The sequence below is a fragment of the Nocardia sp. NPDC058499 genome (assembly GCF_042719915.1).
Taxonomy (GTDB): domain Bacteria; phylum Actinomycetota; class Actinomycetes; order Mycobacteriales; family Mycobacteriaceae; genus Nocardia.
In genome coordinates this window covers 76,335-102,768 of sequence record NZ_JBHXMZ010000003.1, presented here as the reverse complement: position 1 = coordinate 102,768, position 26,434 = coordinate 76,335, and the positions used below count along the sequence as shown (strand labels likewise).

General features: G+C 68.6%; 23 protein-coding genes. 14 read left to right on the top strand and 9 right to left on the bottom strand.

The window, feature by feature from the left end:
• Nucleotides 1-342: 342 nt before the first annotated feature.
• From ACFWPH_RS10580 to ACFWPH_RS10565, 4 genes are all read right to left on the bottom strand, one after another.
• Entirely contained in the window at nt 343-1,713 is a 1,371-nt protein-coding gene (locus ACFWPH_RS10580) for a sensor histidine kinase (RefSeq protein WP_378749711.1), read from the bottom strand.
• Nucleotides 1,710-2,414, bottom strand: a complete 705-nt coding sequence (locus ACFWPH_RS10575; RefSeq protein ID WP_378749709.1) for a response regulator transcription factor — start codon at nt 2,412-2,414, stop codon at nt 1,710-1,712. Before ACFWPH_RS10575 ends, ACFWPH_RS10580 begins: the two co-directional genes overlap by 4 nt.
• A 278-nt stretch (nt 2,415-2,692) precedes the next feature.
• A complete protein-coding gene (locus ACFWPH_RS10570) occupies nt 2,693-3,091 on the bottom strand; it encodes a hemophore-related protein (protein WP_378749707.1) in 399 nt (132 codons plus the stop codon).
• A gap of 92 nt (nt 3,092-3,183) precedes the next feature.
• Complete coding sequence (locus tag ACFWPH_RS10565) at nt 3,184-5,124, bottom strand: AMP-binding protein (RefSeq protein WP_378749705.1); 1,941 nt, start codon at nt 5,122-5,124, stop codon at nt 3,184-3,186.
• A 313-nt stretch (nt 5,125-5,437) separates the two neighbouring features.
• On the opposite strand from ACFWPH_RS10565, the gene ACFWPH_RS10560 reads away from it, so the two are divergent.
• The 5 genes from ACFWPH_RS10560 (at nt 5,438) to ACFWPH_RS10540 (ending at nt 12,551) form a co-directional block, all read left to right on the top strand.
• Entirely contained in the window at nt 5,438-9,313 is a 3,876-nt protein-coding gene (locus tag ACFWPH_RS10560) for an ATP-binding protein (RefSeq protein WP_378749703.1), read from the top strand.
• Nucleotides 9,310-9,723 carry a roadblock/LC7 domain-containing protein gene (locus tag ACFWPH_RS10555; RefSeq protein ID WP_030522784.1) on the top strand — a complete coding sequence of 138 codons (414 nt, stop codon included), beginning with the start codon at nt 9,310-9,312 and terminating at the stop codon, nt 9,721-9,723. Before ACFWPH_RS10560 ends, ACFWPH_RS10555 begins: the two co-directional genes overlap by 4 nt.
• Before the next feature lie 7 nt (nt 9,724-9,730).
• Nucleotides 9,731-10,105 carry a DUF742 domain-containing protein gene (locus ACFWPH_RS10550; RefSeq protein ID WP_033244145.1) on the top strand — a complete coding sequence of 125 codons (375 nt, stop codon included), beginning with the start codon at nt 9,731-9,733 and terminating at the stop codon, nt 10,103-10,105.
• The gene (locus ACFWPH_RS10545) at nt 10,086-10,688 is read left to right on the top strand and encodes an ATP/GTP-binding protein (RefSeq protein ID WP_378749700.1); all 603 of its coding nucleotides are present in this window, start codon (nt 10,086-10,088) and stop codon (nt 10,686-10,688) included. The genes ACFWPH_RS10550 and ACFWPH_RS10545 overlap by 20 nt, the downstream gene beginning before the upstream one ends.
• A 72-nt stretch (nt 10,689-10,760) precedes the next feature.
• Nucleotides 10,761-12,551 (top strand): carboxyl transferase domain-containing protein, encoded by a 1,791-nt coding sequence (locus ACFWPH_RS10540; RefSeq protein WP_378749698.1) that lies wholly within the window; start codon nt 10,761-10,763, stop codon nt 12,549-12,551.
• Between the two features lie 436 nt (nt 12,552-12,987).
• On the opposite strand, the gene ACFWPH_RS10535 is transcribed toward ACFWPH_RS10540, so the two are convergent.
• A complete protein-coding gene (locus ACFWPH_RS10535; protein ID WP_378749696.1) occupies nt 12,988-13,536 on the bottom strand; it encodes a hypothetical protein in 549 nt (182 codons plus the stop codon).
• Nucleotides 13,533-13,811 (bottom strand): helix-turn-helix transcriptional regulator, encoded by a 279-nt coding sequence (locus ACFWPH_RS10530; protein WP_378749694.1) that lies wholly within the window; start codon nt 13,809-13,811, stop codon nt 13,533-13,535. Before ACFWPH_RS10530 ends, ACFWPH_RS10535 begins: the two co-directional genes overlap by 4 nt.
• 100 nt (nt 13,812-13,911) lie before the next feature.
• Here ACFWPH_RS10530 and ACFWPH_RS10525 point away from each other — a divergent pair, with 100 nt between their 5' ends.
• From ACFWPH_RS10525 to ACFWPH_RS10495, 7 genes are all read left to right on the top strand, one after another.
• On the top strand, nt 13,912-14,769 hold the full coding sequence (locus ACFWPH_RS10525; protein WP_378749692.1) for an aldo/keto reductase: 858 nt from the start codon (nt 13,912-13,914) through the stop codon (nt 14,767-14,769).
• A gap of 154 nt (nt 14,770-14,923) precedes the next feature.
• Nucleotides 14,924-15,649: an enoyl-CoA hydratase gene (locus ACFWPH_RS10520; RefSeq protein ID WP_378749690.1), complete on the top strand. Its 726-nt coding sequence runs from the start codon at nt 14,924-14,926 to the stop codon at nt 15,647-15,649.
• Complete coding sequence (locus ACFWPH_RS10515; protein ID WP_378750629.1) at nt 15,649-16,794, top strand: MBL fold metallo-hydrolase; 1,146 nt, start codon at nt 15,649-15,651, stop codon at nt 16,792-16,794. Before ACFWPH_RS10520 ends, ACFWPH_RS10515 begins: the two co-directional genes overlap by 1 nt.
• A gap of 34 nt (nt 16,795-16,828) precedes the next feature.
• Nucleotides 16,829-17,068, top strand: a complete 240-nt coding sequence (locus tag ACFWPH_RS10510; protein WP_378749688.1) for an antitoxin — start codon at nt 16,829-16,831, stop codon at nt 17,066-17,068.
• A 50-nt stretch (nt 17,069-17,118) separates the two neighbouring features.
• Nucleotides 17,119-19,338, top strand: a complete 2,220-nt coding sequence (locus ACFWPH_RS10505) for an ATP-dependent DNA ligase (RefSeq protein WP_378749686.1) — start codon at nt 17,119-17,121, stop codon at nt 19,336-19,338.
• Between the two features lie 88 nt (nt 19,339-19,426).
• Nucleotides 19,427-19,609 (top strand): antitoxin, encoded by a 183-nt coding sequence (locus tag ACFWPH_RS10500; protein ID WP_378749684.1) that lies wholly within the window; start codon nt 19,427-19,429, stop codon nt 19,607-19,609.
• Complete coding sequence (locus tag ACFWPH_RS10495) at nt 19,610-20,473, top strand: CPBP family intramembrane glutamic endopeptidase (protein WP_378749682.1); 864 nt, start codon at nt 19,610-19,612, stop codon at nt 20,471-20,473.
• A gap of 30 nt (nt 20,474-20,503) precedes the next feature.
• Here the strand turns inward: ACFWPH_RS10495 and ACFWPH_RS10490 are convergent, their stop codons facing one another.
• Nucleotides 20,504-21,238 carry a CbiQ family ECF transporter T component gene (locus ACFWPH_RS10490; protein ID WP_378749680.1) on the bottom strand — a complete coding sequence of 245 codons (735 nt, stop codon included), beginning with the start codon at nt 21,236-21,238 and terminating at the stop codon, nt 20,504-20,506.
• Nucleotides 21,235-23,406 (bottom strand): ATP-binding cassette domain-containing protein, encoded by a 2,172-nt coding sequence (locus ACFWPH_RS10485; protein ID WP_378749678.1) that lies wholly within the window; start codon nt 23,404-23,406, stop codon nt 21,235-21,237. Before ACFWPH_RS10485 ends, ACFWPH_RS10490 begins: the two co-directional genes overlap by 4 nt.
• A gap of 80 nt (nt 23,407-23,486) precedes the next feature.
• Between ACFWPH_RS10485 and ACFWPH_RS10480 the strand changes: the two genes are divergently transcribed.
• Together ACFWPH_RS10480 and ACFWPH_RS10475 are read left to right on the top strand one after the other, a co-directional pair.
• Entirely contained in the window at nt 23,487-24,401 is a 915-nt protein-coding gene (locus ACFWPH_RS10480; protein WP_378749676.1) for a cation diffusion facilitator family transporter, read from the top strand.
• Between the two features lie 41 nt (nt 24,402-24,442).
• Nucleotides 24,443-25,495: an AraC family transcriptional regulator gene (locus tag ACFWPH_RS10475; RefSeq protein ID WP_378749674.1), complete on the top strand. Its 1,053-nt coding sequence runs from the start codon at nt 24,443-24,445 to the stop codon at nt 25,493-25,495.
• Nucleotides 25,496-25,499: 4 nt separating this feature from the next.
• On the opposite strand, the gene ACFWPH_RS10470 is transcribed toward ACFWPH_RS10475, so the two are convergent.
• Nucleotides 25,500-26,276, bottom strand: a complete 777-nt coding sequence (locus tag ACFWPH_RS10470; protein WP_378749672.1) for a metallophosphoesterase — start codon at nt 26,274-26,276, stop codon at nt 25,500-25,502.
• Nucleotides 26,277-26,434 lie beyond the last annotated feature (158 nt).

Genomic DNA, 26,434 nt, shown 5'->3' with positions numbered 1-26,434 from the left:
TGTTGCGGCCGTCTTTTTTTCTTTGTTTCGCCTTTTGCGGGGAGGGCGTGTTCCTCGCCCCCTCTTTCCTTCTCTCTTCCCCCCCCCCCCCAACCCCCCCCGCGCCGATGCGTTGAGCGGCTGCGCTCCGGCGCCCGCGCACGCGGGATCGGCACCCCGTCCGGCGGCCGCCGGGCCTCGCGGCACCGCCATTGCGCGTTGGGCAGTGAGAGCCGGATGGGTGAGATGTCGGGGCCTTGTTCGCCCCGGCTCGTTCTGCGGATTGCGGCGCGGAGCCGTCCCACCACCGGTTCGGAGGCGGACCCGTTCGACTGTCTGCCGCTGGGCATGCTGGTGGGTGGTTTACCCGAGCGCGCCGTCGCGCCGGTCATCCGGCAAGACGAGCACCAGGCGGACTCCGCCGAGGGCGCCGTCGTCGAAGTAGGCCCGGCCGCCGTGTAACTGGGCCTGCTGGGCGACCAGTGCCAGGCCGAGCCCCGATCCGCCCTTGTGGGCGCCGGTACCGCGGGCGAAGCGGGCGAAAACCGATTCGCGCTCGGCGGGCGGTATCCCGCCGCCGTTGTCGTCGACGGAGATGACGATGGTGCCGTTGTCGTGGCGGTGGGCCGACAGTACGGCCGCGGTGGCCTCACCGTGTTTCACCGAGTTCTTCAGGGCGTTGTCCACCGCCAGCCGCAGGCCCGCGGGCAGGCCGCGGGTGACCAGTTCGGCATCGGTGTCGACGCGGACCACCAGGCCGGGGTAATGGCGCATCGCATCGTGGGCGGCCAGATCGCACAGTTCGGCGATATCGGTGTCGATATGGTCGCGTTCGGAGGTCAGGTCGCCGGAGGCCAAGCGTTCCAGTGCGGCCAGTGTGGTTTCCACACGTTCCTGGCTGCGTTGCAGGTCGGCGAGGATTTCGGTGCGCTGTTCCTCGTTCAGGTCCAGCGTCGCCAGCACCTCGAGGTCGGTGCGCATCGCGGTGAGCGGGGTACGCAGTTCGTGCGCCGAGACCGCGGCGAAATCCCGCGCGGTTTCCAGGGCGGCCGCCGTTTCGGTCTGCGCCTGGTCGACCCGGCGCAGCATGGTGTTCACCGCATCCGCCAACTGCTCGGCCTCCAGCACGCCGGAGCTGTCCACCGGTTCGGGGGTGGCGTCACGAAAGCCGGTCCGGGCGCCGACCTGGCGGGTGAGTACCACGATCGGCCGGACTGCCCGGCCGCCGAACAGCCAGCCCAGCGCCGCCGATGCGGCGATCGCCGCCAGACCCGCGAACAGCAGCCACCGTTGCTGGTCGGCCGTCGCCTGCGCGGCGTCCGTGGCGGGAATCCCCAGCGATACCGTCCGGCCCGTGGGCTGGTTCTCGGTGGTGGTCAGCACCCGGTACGGGGTGTCGTCCACGGTGACCGTGCGTGATCCGGGGTCCAGTTCCGGCAGCCTGGTGACGCTGGAGGCCACCACCTGACCGTCGTCCCGGACGGTCAGCGCCATATCCCGGTCCGGTCCCACCAGGTTCACGATCCCGACCGCGATCACCGGGTCGATCACCACCAGCCGGGAGGCGATGCGTAGCTGTTGATCGGTCTGTTGCAGGTTGTTGCGTTCGATCGCCGGTACGGCGATGGCACTGACCAGCGCGACGATGAGTACCGATCCGGCGGCCGCCGCCCCGGCGACCCGGGTGCGCAGGGAATACGATCTGCGGCGCCGGCGGGTGACGCCGTCGCTCACTTGGTGTCCCGGAGGACGAACCCGACGCCGCGGATCGTATGCAGTAGCCGCGGGGTGCCGTCGACCTCCAGTTTCCGGCGCAGGTAGCCGACGAAAACGTCGACCACATTCGTATCGGCGGCGAAATCGTAGCCCCATACCAGTTCCAGCAGCCGTTCCCGGCTCAGTACCACTCCCGCGTTGCGGGCCAGTGTGGACAGCAGTTCGAACTCGCGTTTGGTCAGATCGATCTCCTGGTCCCCCAGGACCGCCCGGTATCCGGCGGTATCGACCTGTAGCGGCCCGACGACGATGGTGTCGGAGGACCCGGTCGATGCGGTATCGGTACGCCGGCGCAGCAGCGCTTTGATCCGGGCCACCAGTTCCGCGAGAACGAACGGTTTGATCAGGTAGTCGTCGGCCCCCGATTCCAGCCCGGCGATCCGGTCGCCCACCGAACTACGCGCGCTGAGCACACAGATCGGCACCTCGTTGCCCATCGCCCGCAGCGCCGTCACCACCCCCGCACCGTCGAGCACCGGCATATTCATATCCAGCACGATCGCATCGGGCCCGTTGTCGGCCACCGCCCGCAGCGCCGCCGCCCCGTCCCGGGCGATACTCACCTGGAATCCGGACAGGCGTAAACCGCGCTCCACCGACGCGAGTACATCCTCATCGTCGTCGACAACCAGAACCGCGGGTTTGTTGGTCCGCTCCACACCGCCCAGTGTATTGACGCCCCCGGGGCACCCCGCCCGCCGTGTCCAGATGTTCGCACCGGGCGAGGCCCCATCGAAGCGACCCACATTTCCGGCCCTCCCCGAACCCAGCGCAACCACCGGCGCAGCCGAGTTCAGCGAGGCCCTGAGAGGTTTTGGCCCGTCCCTGATGTCAGTGCTCGATGCGATGCGGCGCAGCCGCGAGCATCGAGCGCTGACAGCAGGGACCTAAGGGGGCCAAAACCCCGCGCCGCCGGAGGCGGCGCAATAGATACAGCTCAGTAGCTGTGGCAGGTATCGGCCACGCCCTGCAGGGTGGCCTGCATTTGCTGGGCGTTCGGGTCGTTCTCGGCCTGCTGGGCGGCCTCCGGGTTCTGTTCGATGTACTGCTGCAGCTCGGCCCGGCGCTGTTCGACCGGCTGATCGAACTTCGCCTGCAGCTGGGCCTTGGCATCCGGGTTGGCGTCCAGCATGGCCGCGAGTTCCGGGGCCTGGTCGTGGAGTGCGGCATCGACCTGCGCGAAGGAGCAGTCGCTCGTCAGGAGGGGTTCTGCCATCTCCATGGGGCCTGCCGAGGCGACCGCGGGGCTCAGGAAGGCGGTGGCCGCGGCGGCCGCTCCCAGGGTGAGGGTGGTGAGACCGAACTTGCCGAACCGCCGGTTCGTGGTGTGTGCCATGGGGACTACTGCCTCCTACGTGTCGAGTCGAGCCGTGGCTCGTGGACCCCTCAGACCGTATGGGGCAGTGTTGGCCCGACTCTGAGGTTTTCTTAAGAGGAGTTTGTGTTTTGTGGCGGCTGGATGATCCGGGCCAGTTCGTCGAGGACCGTGGGATCCTCGATGGTGGAAGGTATTTCGTAACTCTCGCCCGCTGTCATCTGGCGGATGGTTTTGCGAAGAATCTTTCCGGAGCGGGTTTTCGGCAGCGCGGGGACGACGACGGCGTCGTACAGACCGGCGACGGCGCCGATTTGGGTTCGCACCCGCTCACTCAGTTCGTCGCGCAGCGTTTCGATATCTGTCCGGGCATCGGATTTGAGTACTACATAAGCGATCGGCCGCTGCCCTTTGAGTTCATCCGGAAGTCCGATCACCGCGCATTCGGCTACGGCTTCGTGCCCCGCGACGGCGGCTTCGATACTGCCCGCGGAAAGGCGGTGCCCCGCCATATTGATCACATCATCGCTGCGGCCGAGGACGAAAAGGTACCCGTCCTCGTCGAAATAGCCCGAGTCACCGGTCAGGAAATGACCCGGATACGCCGCCAGATAGGACCGCTTGAACCGCTCTTCGTCGTGCCACAGCCCGGTCAGCGCGCCGGGCGGCAGCGGGAGACCGATGACGATATTGCCCTCGGTGTTCGCCGCGACCGGATTACCCGAGGAGTCCAGGACCCGCAGGCGGTAGCCCGGCACCGGTACCGAGGCGGAACCCGGTTTGATCGGCAGTCGCTGTATCCCGAGCGGATTGGCGCAGATGGGCCAGCCCGTTTCGGTCTGCCACCAGTGATCCACCACCGGGCAGTCGTCGCGCCCGGCGAGCAGTGTTTCGTCGGCCCAGGTGAAGGTGGCGGGGTCGAGCCGTTCGCCCGCGCAGAACAGCGCACGCAGGGAGGAAAGATCGTGCTGGTGGGCCGATTCGGCTGTGGGGTCGGCGCGGCGGATGGCCCGCAGCGCGGTGGGGGCGGTGAAGAGGGTGTGCACCCGGTGCCGCGCAACCACTTTCCAGAACGCGCCGGCATCCGGGGTGCCCACGGGTTTGCCCTCGAACAGCAGCGTCGTGGCCCCGGCCAGCAGCGGGGCGTAGACGATATAGGAATGGCCGACCACCCAGCCCACATCGGAGGCGGCCCACATCACCTGGCCCGGCCCGACATCGTAGATATTGCGCATGGACCAGGTCAGGGCGACGGCATGCCCGCCGTTATCGCGCACCACCCCCTTCGGCTTACCGGTCGTACCCGAGGTGTACAGCACGTACAGGGGATCGGTCGCCGCCACCGATACGGGGTCCACGGGTGCGGCATCGCGTACCGCGGCGTCCCAGTCGAGCCAGCGCGCCGCGCCGGCGGCAACCGCCCCGAAATCGTGCTCGGGAAATCCGGCGCGCTGTTTCACCAGGACGGTTCCGGGGGCCGCGGTCTCCGCGAGTTCGAGTGCCCGGGCCACGATAGGGGGGTAATCGATCGTGCGGTCGGGTTCCAGGCCGCCCGAGGCGGTCACGATCAGCACCGGTTCCGCATCATCGATACGCGCCGCCAGCTCGGGCGCGGCGAACCCGCCGAACACCACCGAATGCACGGCTCCGATCCGGGCGCAGGCCAGCATCGCGACCACGGCCTCGGGAATCATCGGCAGATAGATAACGACCCGGTCGCCGACCTGAACGCCGAGGTCACGCATGGCACCGGCGAATCGGGTAACCCGGTCGAGGAGTTCGGAATAGGTGTAGACCCGGCTTTCGCCCGTCATCGCCGATTCGTAGATCAATGCGGATTGCTCACCGCGGCCGCCGATCACATGCCGGTCGAGCGCGTTGTAGCAAGTATTGAGGCGGGCTCCGGGAAACCAGCGCGAAATCGGGCGGGCGGTGTCGAGAGCCTGCTCGGGTGGGGTATCCCAGTCGATATCCGCCGCGGCCCGGGACCAGAACTCGGCGGGATCGACCAAACTGGTCTGATAGACCGGTCGATACTCGTTCCTCGCGTTCACCCGTGCTCCCTAGCCTCGCAGCAATCCTCGCCTCGATAGATCAGCACGATTGTGGCAGACTTCACGCGACCCCCTGACGGGTGTCGCGACCATGGCTTATGCCTGTAATCGGCTGGTCAGTGTGCGCCAACCCGGGCCTAGTACACCAAGAAGTTATTGATCCGTTAGAATCTGATGACACGAATTCGGTCCGTCGTAGACGCAATTTCTCGGCCAGCCGCGACCCACGGGCAGCTCCACCCGTCGAGCCACTATGCGAGTGTGGAGTTCCCCTGTGGTGCATGGCTGGGGCCAGGTTGGAAAGTGAGTGGGAATGCGTGACGCCGCTAGGTCCGGCACGAAGCGCTGGGCGCTGAGTAACTGGGACCTTCGCTGGAAGGTTACGGCCGTCCTGGCTGTGCCGTTGGCGGTCGCGGTCGGACTCGGTGTGTCGAGGATTTCGGCGCAATGGGGTGAGGCGAACCGGCTGGGCTCGTCGGCCGAGAACGTCAGTCTCGTCCCGGCGGTCCTCGATCTCAGTTCGGCCACCTCGACCGTCGCGGGCTCACAGGCCATCGCGATCGCGCCCAACCGGTCCATGGTCACCGAGGACAACCTGACAACCCTGGACCAGACGATCACGGCGGCCAAGGATGCGCTCGTCGACCTCGACGATCTTTCGGGCGCGCACGAGGCGTTGTCGGAGATGATCGATCAGGCCGAGCAGGTACGTGCCGGCGGTCTGGCGCCGTCGGGTTCGCCGGACGAGGCAGTCGCGGAGCTGGACCGAGCCCGTAACGCCGGCGTCCGCGCCGTGGAAGCGATCATCGGCGAGGTCGGCGACCCGTCGATCGATCCGGACAAACTCCGGCTCGTCGACGCGCTCAACCTGCGTTCCGCCATGGTCGGCGAGATCACCGCCGCCGCCGAATTGCTGCGCGATCAGGAAACCGGTGAGCAGGCCTACCGGGCCGCGACCGAAACCGAACTCGCGCTGCTGAACATTCTGAGCCAGCGCTACAACGCCGAAGACCCCGATATCGTGGCCCTGCGCGAGGGCGTCATGACCCGTCAGGCGATGCTGGAAACGCCGGAGGCGCAAGCCGGCCGGATCCCGCTGGGCGAAGCCCGCGAATCGCTGCTGGCGAGCACCTCGACCACCGATAAACTCATCGGCGAGGCGACCACCGAGATCGACAACGGTGTGCAGCGGATGGCCGACCGGGCATTGTCCGACGCCGTCGTCTACTCCATCGTGGTGCTGCTGACCATCCTCGCGGCCTTGCTGCTGGCCGTGTTCGTGGCCCGTTCGATGATCGTGCCGCTGCACCGGCTGCGCCTGGCCGCGCTACGCGTCGCCGAAAGCGATCTGCCCGACGAGGTCGCCCAGCTGCGGACCGGTGCCGCACCGGAAGAGGTCCCGCTCGAACCGATGCCCATCCGGTCCGAGGAGGAAATCGGCCAGCTGGCCCGCGCGATCGACGATATCCACGGTCAGGCGCTGCGCCTGGCCAGTGATCAGGCGCAGATGCGCTCCCAGGTCAACGATATGTTCGAGACCCTGGCGCGGCGCAGTAAATCGCTTGTCGACCATCAGCTCAGCCTCATCGAGGCGATGGAGTACGACGAGAAGGATCCGCGACTGCTGGAGAACCTCTTCCGGCTGGACCATCTCGCCGCCCGTATGCGCCGTAACGGCGACAACCTGCTGATTCTGGCCGGCACCAAACAGCGCCGCGCGAAATCGGCGCCGGTCGAGATCGCCGATGTGCTGCGCGCCGCGATCTCCGAGGTCGAGGACTACGAACGCGTCAAGCTGGGCGCCACCCCGCGCGGTGCCCTGATCGAACCGGCCGCCTCCGATATGGCGCATCTGTTCGCCGAGCTGCTGGACAACGCGCTGCGGGCCTCGCCGCCGGAAACCGATGTGAAGTTCACCTTCGCGCAAGCGCACGACCAGGGCCTGCTGATCGAGGTCGCCGACCGCGGTATCGGTATGCCGCCGAGCGAGATGGCCGAGATCAACCGCCGGCTGGAGAACACCGCCGAACCCGGCCCGGACACCGCCCGCCATATGGGTCTGTTCGTCGTCGGCCGGCTCGCGGAACGGCATGGTCTCAACGTCCGGCTGCGGCCGACCTTCGATACCGCCCGCGATCCCGGTGTCACGGTGACCGTGCATGTGCCGATGAGCCTGATCGTGGCGGGCGAAACCCAAATCCTGCCGCTCGCGACCGGTTCGGGCCCGCAGCCGCTGGTGCCCAGCGACGGCGGTAAGAAGCCGAAGCCGGAAGAATCGGCCGACGAGGCCGCCGCCGCGGCGCTGCGCAATGCCGGCGGCCAATCCATGCAGACCCGCGGTATCAGCCGTACCGCCGACGGCAACATGATGGTCACCGTCGATCCGGGAATGAGCGGTCCGCTGCCGGCGGTCGAACGTCCCAAGCCGGGGGAGCGTCCGGGCGGTCCGGCGCCGGCGGGTCCGGGTGGCCTGCCGCAGCGGCAGCCCGGTTCGGCGATGGCCGGTGGTCTGCGTGACGGCGAACAGGGCACCACGAGCCTGCGCCAGGCCAGCGCGGGCAGTACGGCACAGCGCGGCAAGCTCGCCGCCGCCAACCTCCCCAAACGGAATCTCGGCCCCGGCGGCGCCGGCGGCGGTGCCACCCCAACCTTGCCGCCGCGTACCCCGGGCGATTCGCCCGCGGGGGGCGCACGCCCCACGGAGAGCGGCCCCAGCGGTTTGCCGCAGCGTCAGGCGGGCGCCGGCGGGTCGTCGCAGCCGGGGGCCGGTGGTCTACCGCAGCGTCAGCCCGGTGGGGGTGACGCACAACGGCCCGGTCTCAGTGGTCTGCCGCAGCGTCAGCCTGCCGGTGGGGACGCGCCGCAGTCCGGATCGGGTTTGCCGCAGCGCCGGCCCGCCGGTGAGGATGCGCCGCAGTCCGGGCCGGGTGGTCTGCCGCAGCGTCAGCCGACCGGTGGGGACGCGCCGCAGTCCGGGCCGGGTGGTCTGCCGCAGCGTCGGCCCGGCGCAAACGGTGCCCCAGGGGATCCCCAGACACCGCCCGCGCGCCCCGTTTCCGAGCGCCCCGCCGAATCCGCATCGGAAACTGCGGCACCGCAGCGTGCCTCCGGACCGGTGCCCCCGCGGCGTCCGGCACCGCAGGGGCCCAATGGGCTTCCGCAACGGGAACCCGGTACCAACGGTGCCCGCGAATCCGGCGGTCCGGGTCTGCCCCAGCGCCGCGCGGCGGGTGAACAGGGCAGGAGTGACCGGCAACCGCCGCAGCCGGCCGATCCCACGTCCGGTGCTCTGCCCACCCCGGGGGAACCGACGCGTAACGGTCTGCCGTCCCGCGAAACCTCCGGTGAGCTGCCGGCGCAACGCGATCCGGCCGCCGGCCTCCCATCCCGGGACTCTTCCGGCGAACTTCCCGCCCAGCGGGGCCCTGCCGGCGGTCCGCCGCCCCGGCACGAATCCCCGGGCGGCGGGTTGCCGCAACGGGGTACGGGCGGCGGCGGCCTGCCGCAGCGCGGCGGCCCGGCCGGTAACGGACGCCCTCGGCCCGCGGCCGCCGAAAACGGTCTGCCGCAACGCGAAAACGGTCTGCCGCGGCGAGAGAACGCTACAGCGCCGCGCCCGCCCCGCCCCGATGAATCGGGTGGGCTGCCGCGGCGGCAGCCGGGTGGATACACCGCCGAGCGGTTCGACAACCCCCCGGGTGTCGCGCTGCCCCGGGAACCGGAGCACGCCGAGGACTCGGCACCGGCCCGCGAACCCGGCCGGCACAGTTACAAGTCCAACCCGGCGAAGACCGCTTCGTTCTTCCAGACCCGACTGCAGCCGGCCGAGGAAACCGACAACGTGATAGGCGGGACACCCATCTTCGCGGAGATGATGTCGGCCTGGCTCTCGGATCCGAACGCCGATCGCTCCCAGGCCGTCGCCTCCTTCGAATCACCGGGCGACGAGGGCTGGACGGCTGCTCGGCGGGCCAGTGAAGCCGAACCCGAAACCCGCACGGCGGCCGGTCTTCCACAACGTAATCCGGGCGGCCGGCTGGTGCCCGGCGCCGTCGACGGCGCCCAGGAGCGGACGCCGAGTCGCAATCCCGACACGATCCGGTCTAGTTTGAGTCGGCACCAGCAAGGTGTTCGGGATGGCCGTGCAATGCGAGCAATGAACCTAACCGGAGACAAAGGAGACCGATGAACCCCGAACTAGGTGGTACGAACCGTCAGTTGGATTGGCTGGTTTCGAACTTCGCAGGCGAGGTTCCTGGCGTAGCCCATGCCGTTCTGGTCTCGGCCGACGGCCTGCTGATGGCGGCGAGTGCCCAGCTACCGGTCGATCGGGCCGAACAGCTCTCCGCTGTTACGGCCGGTCTGGCCAGTCTCTCGGTGGGTGTGTCCAATCTCTTCGAGGGCGGGACGGTCCTGCAGTCCGTCGTCGAAATGGAGCACGGCTACCTGCTGTTGATGGCGGTAGGCGACGGGTCATACCTCGCTGTCCTGACCAATACGTCCTGCGATATCGGACAGGTCGGATACGAAATGGCTTTGTTGGTCGAACGCGTGGGCCAGACAGTTCAGGCCACTCCGCGCGTCACAATGGGTTCCTGATGGTGGGATGGACATAGAGGATCACCGCGTGGGAGGCTCCGAGCCCAGTCTCGTGCGTCCGTACTCGCTGACCGCCGGTCGTACCCGGCCGAAGGTGGAGCTGGCGCTCGAGGCTCTCGTTGCGTCCCATCCCATTCCGCTCGAACGCCAGTACGAACTGAGCAATATCGAGAACTCGATAGTCGAGTTGTGCAGGGAGTCGCCGTCGGTCGCCGAACTAGCGGCGCGACTGGGTATACCGATCGGGGTGGCGCGTGTATTGGTAGCGGACCTGATCGAAGCCGGGCATGTCCGCGTTTCGGCGACTTTGAAAGACGATTCCAGCGACGATGAACGTCGCGAGCTGATCGAAAGGGTTCTCAGTGGACTCCGGCGTATATGATTCGACGGCGCAGGTCGATACCCGTGTCATCAAGCCGACCTCGGCAAAGATCGTGGTCGCAGGCGGGTTCGGCGTGGGCAAAACGACGCTGGTGGGGGCAGTTTCGGAAATCGTCCCGTTGAGAACCGAGGCTCTGGTGACCAACGCCAGTGCCGGGATCGACAGTCTCGCGGGTATCGAGAGCAAATCCACCACCACGGTGGCCATGGACTTCGGCCGTATCAGCCTGGCCGACGATCTGGTGCTGTACCTGTTCGGTACTCCGGGCCAGTACCGCTTCTGGTTCATGTGGGACGACCTGATCCGTGGCGCCATCGGCGCGGTGGTGCTGATCGATACCCGGCGACTGGAGGACAGCTTCGCGGCGGTCGACTACTTCGAGGCGCGCAACCTGCCGTTCCTCGTCGCGCTCAACCAGTTCGACGACGCCCCGCAGTACCCGATCGAGGATATTCGGCAGGCGCTGGCGGTTCCCGCCGATGTGCCGATCATGCCGATCGACGCCCGGCGCCGGGAACCGGCCAAGGAGGCGCTGGTTCGGCTCACCGAGTACGCCCTGCAGAAGGTCACCCGGGGCTACTGATCCGGTGCCGGTCATACTGGTCGGCGTGCCGGTAGGGACAGTTGAGGTGCCAGGCGGCCCGGGACAGCTCGGATGACGCCGGCGAAACGCCGGATCGGCTCGCGCGAGCTACTCGACGCGCTGCTCGATCCGGGAACATTCGTGAGCTGGGATGCGCCGCCGATAGCGGTGGCGCAGACCGGCGCCTATCGGTCCGCGCTGGCCGAGGCGGCCGCAGCGGCGGGTACCGACGAATCGGTCCGCACCGGTGAAGGCCGGTTGCGTGGCCGGCGGATCGCGGTCATCGCCTGTGAGTTCGCGTTCCTGGCGGGCTCGGTGGGCGTTGCCGCCGCCGAACGGATCGCCAGCGCGGTCGAGCGGGCGACGGCGGAGGGGTTACCGCTGGTCGTATCGCCTACTTCGGGCGGCACCAGGATGCAGGAGGGCACGGTCGCCTTCGTGCAGATGGTGAAGATCGCCGGTGCGGTCGCCGCGCATAAATCGGCGGGGCACCCCTACATCGTGTACCTGCGGAATCCGACCATGGGCGGGGTTTTCGCATCGTGGGGGTCGCTGGGGCATATCACCTTCGCCGAACCCGGCGCACTCATCGGCTTTCTCGGGCCGCGCGTGTACGAGGCGCTGTACGGACGGCCGTTCCCGCCCGGCGTGCAAACCGCGGAGAACCTGTATCGGAGCGGGGTCATCGACGGGGTCGTCGAGGTATCGGTCTTCCGGCGGATCGCTCACCGGGCACTGAGCGTGTTCAGCGGAATGCCGGACGAGCCGAAACCCATAGCCGGAGAACATCCTTCCGCCGTCGAGCCGATACCGGCCGCCGCGCGGTGGCAATCGGTGGGTGTGGCCTCGCCGACCGCGAGTTCTGCAGTCCGCGAGGCTCGGGAAAGAATGATTTCGGCCGCCGAGACTCCGGAAGCGGGCACCGCCGCCGCTGAGACTCGGGAGCGGGAGGCTTCGGATACCGAGGCTCGCAAGACAGAGGCTTCGGGGGGCGAGATTTCGGAGGCGGAGTACGAGGCCGATGACGCCGCGACTCCCGGCGCCCGGACTGCGCGGCTCGTAGGCGGTCACCGGATGCGTGCGGCGGCTGGACCGGTCGAGGCGTGGGAGTCGGTGCGTATTTCACGACGGCCCGAGCGGCCGGGTATTCGTGAGCTCCTCCGCCGGAGCCGGCAGCGGGTGCCGCTCAGCGGAACCGGCCAGGGGGAATCGGATCGCACGGTGGTTCTTGCGCTGGCTCGGATCCAGGGGCGCCCGTGTGTGGTATTCGGGCACGATCGCACGCACCAGGATCCGGAACATACGATGGGCCCGGCCGCGCTGCGGTCGGCGCGGCGCAGTATGCAGCTTGCCGCCGAACTGCGGCTACCCCTCGTTCTGGTGATCGATACGATCGGCGCGGCGTTGTCCAAGGAGGCCGAGGAGCGGGGCCTGGCACCCGAAATCGCCCGTTGCATCGCCGATCTGGTGACCCTGGATACGCCCACCGTATCGGTGCTGCTCGGTCAGGGAACCGGTGGCGGCGCACTGGCCTTGCTGCCCGCCGATCGAGTACTGGCCGCTACGCACGGCTGGCTGGCGCCGCTGCCGCCGGAGGGGGCGAGCGCCATCGTCCACCGCGATACCGAGCATGCCGCGGAATTGGCTGCGCGGCAGCGGATCCGTTCGGCGGATCTGCTGGCGGACGGGGTCGTGGACCGGATTGTGCCCGAATATCCCGACGCCGCAGCGGAACCGGACGATTTCGCGCGCCGCATGGTCACCGCCATCGCCGAGGAACTGACCGCCTTGTCCGCGCAGCCGCCGGAGCGGTTGCGCGAGATCCGGCACCTTCGCTACCGGCGCCTGGGGCTCCCGGACTGAGTGCCCGGTGGGTTTGCCGGCAGCTACGGTGGCCGAGGCCGTCGTCGCCGCTCCACGGGGGCGGAGCCTCGAGGACGGCGACGGCTTGGGCGACCGTGGCCGAATCGCGAGTGTGTCGCGTCGGTACAACGACCTCCGCGCAGGCGGCGCCGGCGGGGTGGAGGCTGCCCGGCCACGCGGGGTGCCCGGTGCATACCGGGCACCGGGCACGAGGTGCGCCGGGTAGCCGAACCGGTGGCTGCGGAGGGCTCGGGCGACCGATCGGCGGGCGTGGTCGTCGCCTCCGATGCGTGCCCGATCCGGCAGGCGGTGGCGGACCTGGACAGCGACTCGGTCTTCGGCTCTCCGGTTCCGGAAGGAGGCTCCGTCCGTTCCGGGCTGCCGACGGTTGCCGCCGGTCGCGGGCCGGGTGGTTCGGACCCGCGACCGCATTCGCTCAGCCCTCCGGCTCCGGCTCGGGATTCGACCAGGCGAGGATCATGGCGGGTGCGCAACCGCCGGCCAGTAGCGTCGCCAGCAGCATGACGCCGCCGGCGTAGGCGGTGCGGAAGGCGTCGGCCTCCGGGAACAGCGCACCGCTGTAGATGAGGTACATCACTGGGACGATGCAGAGTGACTGCGTAATGGTGAGGCCGATCGAGCGGGCGGTTTCGCGCTGGCTCATCTCCAGTTCGTCCAGGGTTTCGGCGGGCGCGTTGTCCTGGGCGTGCGACACGATCCGCAACATGGTCCAGGCGGGTAGGAAGATCAGCGCGCTCAGGCCGGCGAAGAGAGCGGCCCATTCGAGGCCGAACGCGCACAGGACGCCGGTGACGAACATGGCGGTGAGCGCCACGGTAACGGTGACCACCAGCGCGCGCCGACGACCGCGGGTGCGCCAGCCGGGCAGCATTCCGGCGAGCTGTTTTTCCCGGACGAGCCACCGCCGGACGCGGTAGGCCTGGTAGCGGTCGAGCAGGGTGGACGGTGCGGTGGCTGCGGTCATGGCAGCTTTCCTTTCTCGCGCGGATAGAGCTCGGCCGACAGCGGGGTGAATTCGGTGCGGGAGAACACCGCCTCGACCGGCAGCCCGAACACCTCGCAGATCCGCAGGGCCAGGTCCAGGCTGGGGTAGTGGTTGCCGCGTTCGAGTGCGCCGATCGTCTGTGGGTTGACGTTCACCGTCTCCGCCAGTGCGGCCCGCGACATCCGGTGTTCCGCGCGCAGTACTGCGATGCGGTTGTAGATCGGGAGGGTTTCCCCGCGTCTTACTGGGCTCACACAACATAGTGTTGTAAAAACCCAACGATCTGTCAAGGTGATGCGGACACGGGACCCGGATTCGTTGACCTGCCGCCGAACCGCTCCTACCGTCGAAGCGGTGACCACTAGACGTGAGATCGGTGTTGTCCCGCCCATCGTGCTCAACGATGGGAGCCTGATTCCGCAACTCGGTTTCGGGGTCTTCCAAGTACCGCCGGACCAGGTCTTCGATACCGTCACCGCCGCACTGCGCGCCGGGTATCGCAGCATCGACACCGCGGCGGCCTACGAGAACGAAGAAGGCACCGGCCGTGCCATCCGGCAGTTCGGTCTACCCCGGGACGAGGTCTTCGTCACGACCAAGCTCTGGAACTCCGAGCAGGGCTACGAATCGACCCTGCGCGCCTGCGCGGCCAGCCTCGACCGGCTGGGCTTGGAGTACCTGGACCTCTATCTGATCCACTGGCCCGTTCCCGCCGCGGATAAGTTCGTGGACACCTTCCGTGCCTTCCAGCGTCTGAAGGCCGACGGCCGGGTGCGGTCCATCGGTGTCTCGAATTTCCGCGTGACCGATCTGGAAAGGGTTGTCGCCGAAACGGGGGAGACGCCGTCGGTGAACCAGATCGAATTGCACCCCCGGCTCGTTCAGCGTGAACTGCGCGAATATCACGCCGAACACGCCATCGCCACCGAGGCGTGGAGCCCGCTCGGCCAGGGCACCCTGCTCGGCGATCCGGTGATCACCCGGATCGCCGGGGACGTGGACCGCTCACCGGCGCAGGTGGTCATCCGCTGGCATCTGCAGCTCGGCAATATCGTCATCCCGAAATCGGTGACCCCCGAGCGGATCGAGCAGAACTTCGATGTTTTCGGCTTCGAACTCTCCGCCGAGCAGATGAATGCCATCACCGGATTGGACAGCGGCACCCGGACCGGTGCGGATCCGGCGACCTTCGCGGTCGGTCTGGAAACCTGAGTCCGCGCGTTCCGCGCACCGCCACCACACCGTCCCCGGTGTGCACTGCCCCGCGTCGTGCCGGGTGGGCCGGCCCGTCGCTGTGGCAGAGTGGTCGGTAACGCTTCGTTATTGGCTGTTGGATCGGTATTCGTTGAGCGGGGAAGGGACACACATGCTCGGGGTCAGCCGCGACGGCGACGTCGTCACCATCGAACTACAGCGTGAAGAGCGTCGTAACGCGCTGAACCTGGATCTGGTCGTACAGTTGCGCGAGGCGCTCCTACAAGCAGCGCACAACGCCCGCGTCATCGTGATCACCGGCCGGGGGCCGGTGTTCAGTGCGGGCGCAGATCTCGACGGTGTGTACTCCACCGAATTCCTGGACGCCCTGCTGGAGATGCTGCACGAGGTCGAGGCGATGCCGGTGCCGGTGATCGCCGCGCTCAACGGGCCGGCGCTCGGCGCCGGTGTGCAGTTGGCGATGGCGGCGGATCTGCGGGTGATGGCGCCGGATTCGTATCTGGCGGTTCCCGCGGCGAAACTGGGGATCTCCGTGGATCGCTGGACCACCCGGCGGCTGGTGTCGCTGCTCGGTGGCGGTCCGGCCCGTACCGTCCTGCTCGGTGCCGAACCCATCTCGGCCGCCGACGCCTACACTTTCGGCTTCGCCAATCGTCTCGGAACCTTGGCGGACGCGCAGACCTGGGCGAAATCGGTGGCCGAACTCGCGCCGCTGTCGCTGCGGCACCTGAAGCTGGAACTCAACGACGACGGCACCCGGGAGCCGTCACCCAAGGAACAGCAGTCCGCCTTGGAGGCAGCATGGAACAGCGAGGACGCCGAGGAGGGCCGGCAGGCCCGCAAGGAGAAGCGCTCCCCGAAATTCGTGGGCCGGTGATGCGACCCCGGATTCTCCCCGCCGCGGTGGCGGGGCTGGCCGGGATGACCGTACTGGGCTGGGTGCTGCGTGCGCTGGACGGGTTACCGGCGGCGCTGGGTGCCTCGGTTTCGGCGATCGCACCCACCGCTACGGGGGCGCGCAGCTACCGCAACCGTCAGTTCCACAACACCGAGCCCGCATCGCCGATAGTCGTACCCGACAATCCCGCCGGGCTGCTGTCGATGGCGTCCGCCATGCGGGCGGGGCGGCCGAAGGGGGTCGTACCGCTGGCCGAGCCACAATGTCCGGCGATGGCCGCCGATCTGGCCGTCACCTGGTACGGGCATGCCAGCGCGCTGATCGAGGTCGACGGTTTCCGGGTGCTCACCGATCCGGTGTGGAGTGATCGGGTTTCGCCGTCGCGACTGGTGGGGCCGAGCCGGATCCACCCGGTGCCGGTGGCGCTGACCGAGCTGCCCCCGGTGGACGCGGTGGTCATCTCGCACGACCACTACGACCATCTCGACGCCGATACCGTCACCACCCTGTTGCACACCCAGCGTGCGGTTTTCGTGGTTCCGCTGGGGGTCGGCGCGCATCTGCGGCACTGGGGTGTGCCGGAAGCGCGGATCGTCGAATTGGATTGGGGTAGTTCGTATTCGCTGCCTGCGCGGGACGAGTCGGGTGGCGAGCTGACGATCACCTGCGCCGAGGCCCGCCATTTCTCCGGCCGCGGCCTGGTCCGTAACACCACCCTGTGGGCGGGCTGGGCGCTGGCCGGCCCGGCGCATCGGGTGTACTTCGGCGGCGATACCGGGTTCACCAAGGCATTCGCCGAGACGGGGGCGCAGTGCGGCCCCTTCGACCTGAACCTGCTGCCTATCGGTGCCTACAACCACAGCTGGGCCGATATCCATATGAATCCCGAGGAAGCGGTGCGCGCCCACGCCGACTTGTGCGGTGGCGATCCGGGCCACGGCGTACTGCTGCCGATCCATTGGGCGACCTTCAATCTGGCTCCGCACCCCTGGGACGAACCGGTTCGCCGGTTGGTGGCGGCCGCCGCCGCGGCCGGTACCGAAATCGTGGTGCCGGTACCCGGGCAACGGCTCGATATCGGTGATCTCGCGCCAGGGCGTTCCTGGTGGGAGGATATGGAGTGAACACTTCCGCTCGGCGACAGGAAGGAATTCGGCAATGAGCTTGATGGACAGCCTGAAGAATCTGGCCGGCAAGGGGCAGGAAGCGGCGGCCAAGAACTCCGACAAGATCAACCAGGCGGTCGACAAGGCCGGCGATTTCGTCGACCAGAAGACCAAGGGCAAGTACTCGGACAAGATCCAGAAGGGTAAGGAAGCCGCCCGCAAGGTGGTTCCGCCCGAGCAGCCGGGTGGTCCGGGACAGCCCGGTGAGCCGGGGTCCGGCCCGCGCCCGTGAGCCGCGGCCGGGTGCCGTACCGGGCCGGACGCTCACGCGGGTGACCCGGCGTGCACCGGGCGTTCGGCGGTGAACCGGGGCAGCCGGATATCGAGGTCCGGCTGAGCAACCTGGACAAGGTGCTCTATCCGGCGACCGGCACCACCAAGGGCGAGGTCATCGAGTACTACGCCGAGATCGCCCCGGCGATGCTGCCGCATATCGCGGGCCGCCCGATCACCCGTAAGCGGTGGCCGAACGGTGTTGCCGAATCGTCGTTCTTCGAGAAGAACCTCGGCGCGGGTACGCCATCGTGGTTACCGCGCCGCGCCCAGGAACACTCCGACCGGACCGCGCATTATCCGGTGATCTCGTCGCAGGCCGGCCTGGTCTGGCTGGGTCAGCAGGCCGCCCTGGAGATCCATGTACCGCAGTGGCGGTTCGACGGCGATGCGCGGGGCCCCGCGACGCGGCTGGTGTTCGATCTCGATCCCGGCCCCGGCGCGGGTCTGCCCGAATGCGCGCGGGTGGCGCTCGGGGTGCGGGATATGGTCGCCGAAATCGGGATGCGGGCGTTTCCGCTGACCAGCGGTAGCAAAGGTATCCACCTGTACGTCCCGCTGGACCGGGCACTGAGCCCCGGCGGGGCGTCCACGGTGGCCAAACAGGTCGCCACGAATCTGGAGAAACTCCTTCCCGACCTGGTCACCGCCACCATGGCGAAGAACGTGCGGGCCGGGAAGGTGTTCCTGGACTGGAGTCAGAACAACCCGTCCAAGACGACCATCGCACCGTATTCGCTGCGCGGGCGCGAGCAACCGAACGCCGCCGCACCGCGCCATTGGGCGGAGCTCGAGGATCCCCGTGAGCTGCGGCAACTGCGGTTCGACGAAGTTCTGGAGCGGTATCGGTCGGAGGGCGATCTGCTGGCCGGGCTGGATACGCCACTGAACGACGCGCTGACGAAATACCGCTCCATGCGCGACCCGGCGCGCACACCCGAGCCGGTACCGCCGCATTCACCCCGGCCCGGCCCCGGTGATCGCTATGTCGTCCACGAACACCATGCCCGGCGGTTGCACTGGGATGTGCGGTTGGAACGCGACGGGGTGCTGGTGTCGTGGGCAGTACCCAAAGGCCCGCCGGAAAGTACCCGGCAGAACCGGCTCGCGGTGCACACCGAGGACCATCCACTGGAATACCTGGACTTCCACGGCACGATCCCGGCCGGTGAGTACGGCGCGGGGGAGATGTCGGTCTGGGACACCGGCACTTACCGCGCCGAGAAATGGCGCGACGACGAGGTGATCGTGGTCTTTCGCGGCGAGCGGCTCAACGGCCGGTACGCGATGATCCGTACCGAGGGCGACCAGTGGCTGATGCACCTCATGAAGGACCAGCCCGCGACCGCGGAACTGCCGCGCGGACTCACCCCCATGCTGGCCACCACCGGCGAGGTGGCGGGGCTCCCGGACTCGGAATGGGCGTTCGAACGCAAATGGGACGGATACCGGCTGCTCGTCGAAATCGATGCCGGGGAACTGCGGTTGCGCAGCCGCGCCGGTAACGATGTGACCGCGCGCTACCCCCAGTTGTCGGTGCTGGCCGAGGAGCTGGCCGGCCATCAGGTGATACTCGACGGTGAGCTCATCGTCCGCGGACTCGACGGCGCGGTGAATATCGCACTGTTGAAAGCGAATCCGCGGCGCGCCGAATTTCTGGCCTTCGATCTGCTGTTCCTCGACGGCACCTCGCTGCTGCGTAAACGCTACCGCGATCGGCGCCAGGTGCTGGAAGCGCTGGCCGCGACGACCACCGAACTCCGGGTGCCGCCGCGCTACGACGGCGACGGCACCGAGGCCCTGCGCCGCAGCGAAGAAGAAGGCGCCGAGGGGGTGATCGCCAAACGGCTGGATTCGGTGTATCTGCCCGGGACCCGCGGGCATTCGTGGGTGAAGCACCGGAACTGGCGCACCCAGGAGGTGGTGATCGGGGGTATGCGGCGCAGTAAGGCGCGACCGTTCGCCTCGCTGCTGGTCGGGATACCCGGCGAGGACGGTCTGGTGTACGCGGGCCGGGTCGGGACCGGGTTCGACGAGGCGGGGATGGCGGAGCTGGCGGCCCGGCTGCACCGGTCGGAACGTAAGACGCCGCCGTTCACCAACCAGATGTCGGCCGATGAACTCCGGGACGCGATCTGGGTGACGCCGAAGATCAAAGGCACTGTTCGCTACATGGATTGGACGGACGGCGGCCGCTTCTGGCATCCGGCCTGGCTCGGCGAGGTGTGACAGCCGTCGCTGCCGTCGTTCCTCCGCTCGACGCGAAACCCCTGGGTATCGTTATCTCCGTAGCGAGTTGGAACGAGGAGCACACACCATGGATTTCAAAGGGCTGGCGAACAAAGCGCTCGGTATGGCGCGCAAGAACGCCGATAAGGTCGACCCGCTGATCGAGAAGGTCGGCGACGCGGTGGACAAGAAGACCGGCGGAAAATACGCGTCGCAGGTCGACAAGGCGCAGGACGCCGCCCGCAAAGCCGTACGTGATCAGCAGAAGTAGGTGGTGGGCTCCGCCCCGAGCGAGTTCCGGGCGCGCGGTGCGGCGGGCGGTCCGCCCGGCCTGAGTAAAGGCCGGGCGGCACTCGTGGTCGTCGGTTTCGCCGTCGTGATGCTGGTCGTCAATTCCATTGCGTCCTCGGTTCACAATCCCGTGGCTGCCCTCATCGTCGGCCCCGTGCTGGCGTGCGCGGTGATCTGGCTCTACATCTGGGCCGGACGCCGTATCGAGCGCCGTCGTGTTGTCGAGTTCCCCCGTCGCGGCGGCGGGCTCCACCTTGTGGTCGGCACGGTGGCCGGAATGGGCCTCTCGGCGGTGGCTATCGGTTTCCTTGCTCTCACCGGCGTGTATCGAATCAGCGGGTGGGGGTCGGTCCCCGGTGCTCTCGCGGTCGCCGGTGCCATGTGCGCCGTCGCCGTCGCGGAGGAAGTGTTCTTCCGCGGTGTCGTCTTCCGGCTCCTCTGGGTTCGCTGGGGAACCGCGGTCGCGCTCGTCGTGTCCGCCATGATCTTCGGCCTCGTACATCTGATCAATCCGGATTCCTCGGTATGGGGCGCGATCGCAATCGCCGTCGAGGCGGGTTTGCTGCTCGGCGCGGCTTACCTCGCAACAGGTTCGCTGTGGCTGGCGATCGGCCTGCATTTCGGCTGGAACGCCGCTACCGTGGGGATCTTCGGCACCGTCGCCTCCGGGAGCGAGGCACGTGAGTCTCTGGTCAGCGCAGCCACGACTGGGCCGGATTGGCTGTCCGGCGGGAGTTTCGGACCGGAAGCGAGCGTTGTCTCGGTACTGGTCTGCTCGGCGGCGACCGTGCTGCTGCTGTACCTCGGACACCGGCGCGGCGCGCTGTCGCCCCGGAACAGCTGAACTACCACGGGGCCGGGCCCCCGGGCCGATTCAGGTAAGCAGGTCGAGGGCGAGAGCTCCGGCGCAGACTGCCACCACGACGGCCAGTGCGACCGCATCGTTGCGGCCGGGGCCGGCCGGGCGTGCGGTGAGCCGTCCGGTCCCGCCGCGGGCGGTGATGGCTTCACCGAGTTCGCCGGCGCGGCGCGTCGACACCGCCATGGCGGCGGTGAGGATATCGATCAGTGGGTCGGTGGTGCGGTGCAGTAGATCGGGTTTGGGGCGTAGCCGGCGTGCGGCGCGCAGGACCCGGATCTCCTCCAGCAGCAGTGGTAGTCCGCGCAGGGTGAGTGCCACCACAACGGCGAGTTCGTCGACCGGGACCCGTAGTTTGCGTAGCGGCCGGCCGAGGGTGGCGAGGGCGGGGGCGATTTCGCTCATCGGGGTGGTCCAGGCGATCAGCATGGATGCCGACAGCAGGATGAGCCCGAAGACCACGACCTGCGCGTAGCGCAGCAGCGCGACCCCGCCGACCGGTGCACTGATCGCCGCACCGAGCGCGATCAGCAGCCAGAACACCCACGGAAGCCGGGGGACGACGCCGAGGGGAAGGCGAGCGAGCGCCCCGACCGCGATCAGGAAGACGATCGTGACGCCGAGGATCGGCCAGCTGGGCAGGAACATCAGCAGCAGGCTGATCAGGAAGACGCCGATCATCTTGGTGCCGGCCCAGAGCCGGTGGATCGGGCTGGCGACCGGGACCTGGCGTAGCAGTACCGTGCTCATCGGGCACCTCCGTGGGCGTCGCCGCGTAGCCGCCAGGCCGCGCCCGGGGCGGGGTGGTGGACTTGTCCGGGTGGGTGGACCGGTGGGATGGGCGCGGTATCGGCGTCCGGTTCCGGGGCCGGGATATGCGCGGCCTCGGTTTCGGGGATACGCCCGGCCTGTAGGTGGACGGTGCGGTCGCAGATGGCCGCGACATCCTCGACATCGTGTGAGATGACGATCAGTGTCAGCCCCGAATCGCGGAGCCGGGCCAGCAGGTCGACGATATCGGCGCGGCCCTCGGGGTCCAGGCCGGCCAGTGGCTCGTCGAGCACTACGACCTGTGGATGGCTGGCGACGATGGCGGCCAGCACCACCCGTTTCGCCTGACCGCCGCTGAGTTCTTCGATGGAGCGGGTGGTCAGCGAGCGGTCCAGGCCGACGGCGTCGAGGGCCTTGCCGACGGTGCCCGATCCGGTGCTGTCACCGCCCCAGTCGGCGATCTCTTCGCCGACGGTGTGGCGTTGCAGTTGCAGCCGGGAATGCTGGAAGGCCAGTTCCACCCGGCCGATCTGTTTGCTGACCGGTTTCCCCGCCAGTTCGCAACGGCCGACGCTGGGTGCGATGAGCCCGGCCATGATCCAGGCCAGAGTCGATTTCCCGGACCCGTTCCCGCCGACCACCAGCAGCGCTTCCCCGCGGCGGACCGTCAGGTCGATCCCGTGCAGGGCCTGCGCTTCCCACGGTGTGCCGCGGTTGTAGGTGTGCCGGACGCCACGCAGTTCCAGAATCGGCGCGCCCATGGGGTGGCGGCGGTACGCGCGGGCCGGTTTCGGCCAGGCGGGCAGACGGTCGACCATCCGGCCGTCCGCCAGATGGATCACCCGGTCGGCGGCGGCCGCGTCGGCTTCGTGGTGGGTCACCAGCACCACCGCCATCGGATGTCGTTCCGGTAGTTCGGTCAGCAGCGCCACCAGTTCGCGGCGGCCGTCCGGGTCGATCATGGAGGTGGCTTCGTCGGCGATGAGCAGCGCCGGGCGCCGGGCGAGGGCGGCCGCCACGGCGAGCCGCTGCTGCTGGCCACCGGACAGGGTCGCGGTCTCCCGGGCACCCATTCCGTCCAGTCCGACCTCGCGCAGCAGATCGTCGATCGGGACCTCGGTGGCCAGTTCGGTGGGCAATCCCCAGACGACATCGTCGGCGACCAGTACCCCGAGGGTCTGGCTTTCCGGTCGCTGGAGTACCAGGGCGGTGCCACCGAGATGGCCCAGGCCCGCCGATCCGGGCCGGTCCACCGTGCCGCTGCTCGGTGGCAGACCGGCCAGCAGCCGGGTGAGGGTGGATTTTCCGGAACCGTTGTGCCCGACCACGGCGACGAATTCGCCGACCGCCACGCGCAGGTCGATCCCCGCCAGCGCATCATCGGCCGCGCCCGCATAGCGGTAGCCGGCCCCGCGCAGTGTGACCGGGAGCGGCGCGATGGGGCGGTCGTCGGCGGGGGCGTCGAGCCGGTCGGCACCGGGAAGCCAGGTGAGCCGGTCCAGGACGGATCCGAGGACGAACCAGGAGACGAGTGCGGTGACTACGGTGCCGATGGCGACGGTGGCGCCGATATAGATCCACCACCACTGCAGGACGACCTCGGCCACGTTCAGCACACCGCGACCCAGCGGTGCCAGCTGGGCTTGCCGGGAGGTGAGGTCGGCCAGGCCGGTGGCGGTATTGCGGATGTTGTCGAACAGCAGGTCGCGGGTGGCGGAGAAGACCAGCAGGAAACCGATCGAGAACGCACCCCACGCGAGTGCCGCGACGACCGAGAGCCCGGTGACCGCGATGAGACCGCCGCGGCGGCGTTTGACCGTGCCGACGATACCGCCGATGGTCGCGGTGGCGACCATGGCCATGGCCGCGGTGAGTCCGGCCGCGACGAAGGTGACCAGGGCGGCCGAGACGGAGGCGGTGAACAGGGCGCGGAATCGGTACCGGTGCGCCAGCAGGCCCATGGGGACGGCGGCGACGAGCTGGAGCGCCGCGGCGAACGGGATCACCGAACCGACCGTGACCAGTCCGACGGTCGCGCCGCCCAGAACCGCGCCGGTGGCGAGCTCGATCGGCCGTAGCGCCGCTCGAGGATCGCGGGCGGGCCGGTCGGATGCGCCGGGCCGGGTGGTAGCGGGCTGGTCACTCACGACGTCAAGTCTGCCAGCCGTGCGGCCGGGCGCGAATCGAAGGTATTGCAAGCATGCGCATCAGCGCATATGTTGTCTGCGTGGGACATGATCATACGCATCGGGTATCAACCGAAAGCGCCTCCGGGAAATACGTCGGACGCCTGGCGCTGGCCCTGGCCATCGGCGCCGCATTCATGCTGGTCGAACTGGCGGTCGCGCTGGCCACCGGTTCGCTGGCACTGCTCTCCGACGCCGCGCATATGCTCACCGATGTCGTCGGTATCGCGATGGCGCTCTCGGCTATCCTGCTGGCCCGCAACACCCGGCCCAGCTACACCCGCACCTTCGGCTACTACCGCGCCGAGGTGATCGCCGCGCTGGCCAATGCCGTTCTGCTCTTCGGGGTGGCCGGTTATGTCCTGGTGGAGGCGGTGCGCAGGTTCGGCGAACCCCCGGAGGTCCCGGGTGTGCCGGTACTCATCGCGGGCGTGATCGGCCTGGCCGCCAATATCGTGTCCTTCTTGTTGCTGCGGCGCGGCGCGGCGGAGAGCTTGAATGTGCGCGGCGCCTACCTCGAGGTCCTCGCCGATATGGTCGGGTCGATCGGGGTGCTGGTCTCGGCGGCGATAACCCTCACCACCGGCTGGTACTACGCCGATATGGTCGTCGGTGTGGCGATCGGTGTGTGGGTGCTGCCTCGCACCTACGTGCTGGCGCGCCGCTCGCTGCGGATCCTGTTCCAGCACAGTCCGGAAGAACTCGACGTCGAGGCCGTGGCGGCCGAACTGGCCGCGGTACCCGGGGTCTGCGATGTACACGATCTGCACGTGTGGACCCTGACCTCCGGGATGGAGGTCGCCTCGGCGCATATCACCACGTCCGGACCGGATATGCGCGACGAAATCCTGCGCGCCGCGCAACACTTGCTCGCCGAGCGTTTCCATATCGAGCACGCCACTCTGCAGATCGAGACCACCGATACCGCTCGCCGCTGCACGGAGCTGTCCTGGTAGCCGCCGCCAGGTCGGTAGAGATATTCGGCCATAATGGCGGTATGGTGCAGCGTCCGTCGGTCCGGGACTGGGACTTTCCGCGTGGGGTCGCCAGTGTCGCGCTGATGGTGGGGTACGGCGCCGAACACGGGGTGGCGCCCGCGGCGCTGCTGCGCGGCACCGATCTCACCGAGGCCCGCCTGCGCGACCCCGACGCCCAGATCGATGCGCATACCGAACTCGCGGTGGTCCGGAATCTGGTACGCCAACTCGACCGCCCCGGTATGGGAATCGAGGTGGGCCGCCGCTACCGCATCACCACCTTCGGCATCTTCGGCTTCGCCTGCGTCAGCAGTCCCACACTGGCCGAGGCGATCGATTTCGCCCTGCGCTATATGGAACTGAGCTTCGCCTTCTGCCTGCCGGTGACGCAGTGGGAGGACGGCGAATTCGTCGGCCGGATCCTCGACGACTCCGTTCCGGCCGACCTCCGGCAGTTCCTGGTGGAACGCGATGTGACCGCCATGCATCAGGTGATGAGCGATCTGCTGGGCCGCCACCTGGCGCTGGTCCGGGCCGAATTCCGGTTCCCCGAACCGTCCTACGCCGACCGGATCGCCGCGGTCACCGTGGCCCCGCCCCGGTTCGGCCGTCCGGAAAACCTGGTCGCCCTGGATCCGGCGATCCTGGACCAGCCCCTCCCACAGGCCAACGAACACACCCTGGCCATCTGCCTGGCGCAATGCCGCGACCTGGTGCATCGGCGCCGCGCCCGCACCGGGATCGCCGCCGAGGTCCGGGCCCGGCTCGTGCCCCGCGGCGGGCTGGACGGTTTCGCCGCGCCGCCCGGTATCGACGCCGTGGCCGCCGGCCTGAACATGAGCACCCGCACGCTGCGCCGGCATCTCGATGCCGCCGGTACCAGTTACCGCGCACTACTGGACGAGGTGCGCCAGGCGCTGGCCGAGGAAATGCTCACCACCACCCCGCTGTCGGTGAGCGATGTGGCGATCCGGCTCGGCTACGCCGAGGCCTCCACATTCATCTACGCCTTCAAACGCTGGACCGGCGCGACCCCCGCCGCCTACCGCCGGGCCCGCGCCGGACGGTACTGAACGATCAGTACGGGCTCGCGATCCAGCCACCCATCGGGACACTGCGGAAATGGGTGATCAGCCGATGGTCGTCGTCGATCACGTGCAGGGCGACCGAAGGATCCGGCCCGTAGTCCATCACCCGCTCGGGCGGCGCGAGTTCCCATTCGCCGCCCAGCACCGAGGCCGTGCTCGGGCCGATGAGCAGCGGTTTGCCCGCGAAAGTACTCACCCCGGCGGTATGCGCGTGCCCGGCCAAGGTGCCGATGATGCGCCGGTCCCCGGTGATCACCGCGGCCAGCCGTTGCGGATCGTCCAATGCGATCGTGTCCACGATCGGACTGTGCAGGAAAACCGGCGGGTGGTGCAGGGCCAGCAGCACGGCCGCGTCGGGCGGGGTCGCGGCGAGGGTGTCGTCCAGCCAGTCGTAGGTCTCGTCGGCCAGCCGGCCACCCGACTGCCCGGGCACGCTGGAGTCCAGCAGGATCAAGGTCAGCTCGCCGACCCGGTGCACCTGGTTCACCGGATCGTCCGACGGCGTACCGGACAGCAGCACCTCCCGGAACGCTGCCCGCTCGTCGTGGTTCCCGGGGATCGCGAGCACCGGCAGATCGGCCTGCAGCGACATCCGGGCCTCGGCATACTGCTCGGGTTTACCGGAATCGGTGATATCGCCGGTCACCAGGATCACATCCGGCCGCCGCCGCAGATCCGCCAGATAGGCCATCACCCGTTGCGCGCGCTCGGTGTTACGGGTCCCGAGATCGAAATGTGTATCGCTGACCTGAGCCACCAGGATCATCGGTGCTCCTGTGTTTTATTGGCGCGCCTTCGGCGCGCGGGGTTCGGCCCCTCTGGCGTCGTGGGGGTGGACCCCCCCCCCCCCCCCCCCCCCCCCCCCCCCCCCCCCCCCCACCCCCCCACCCCCCCCCCCCCCCCCCCCCCCCCCCCCCCCCCCAC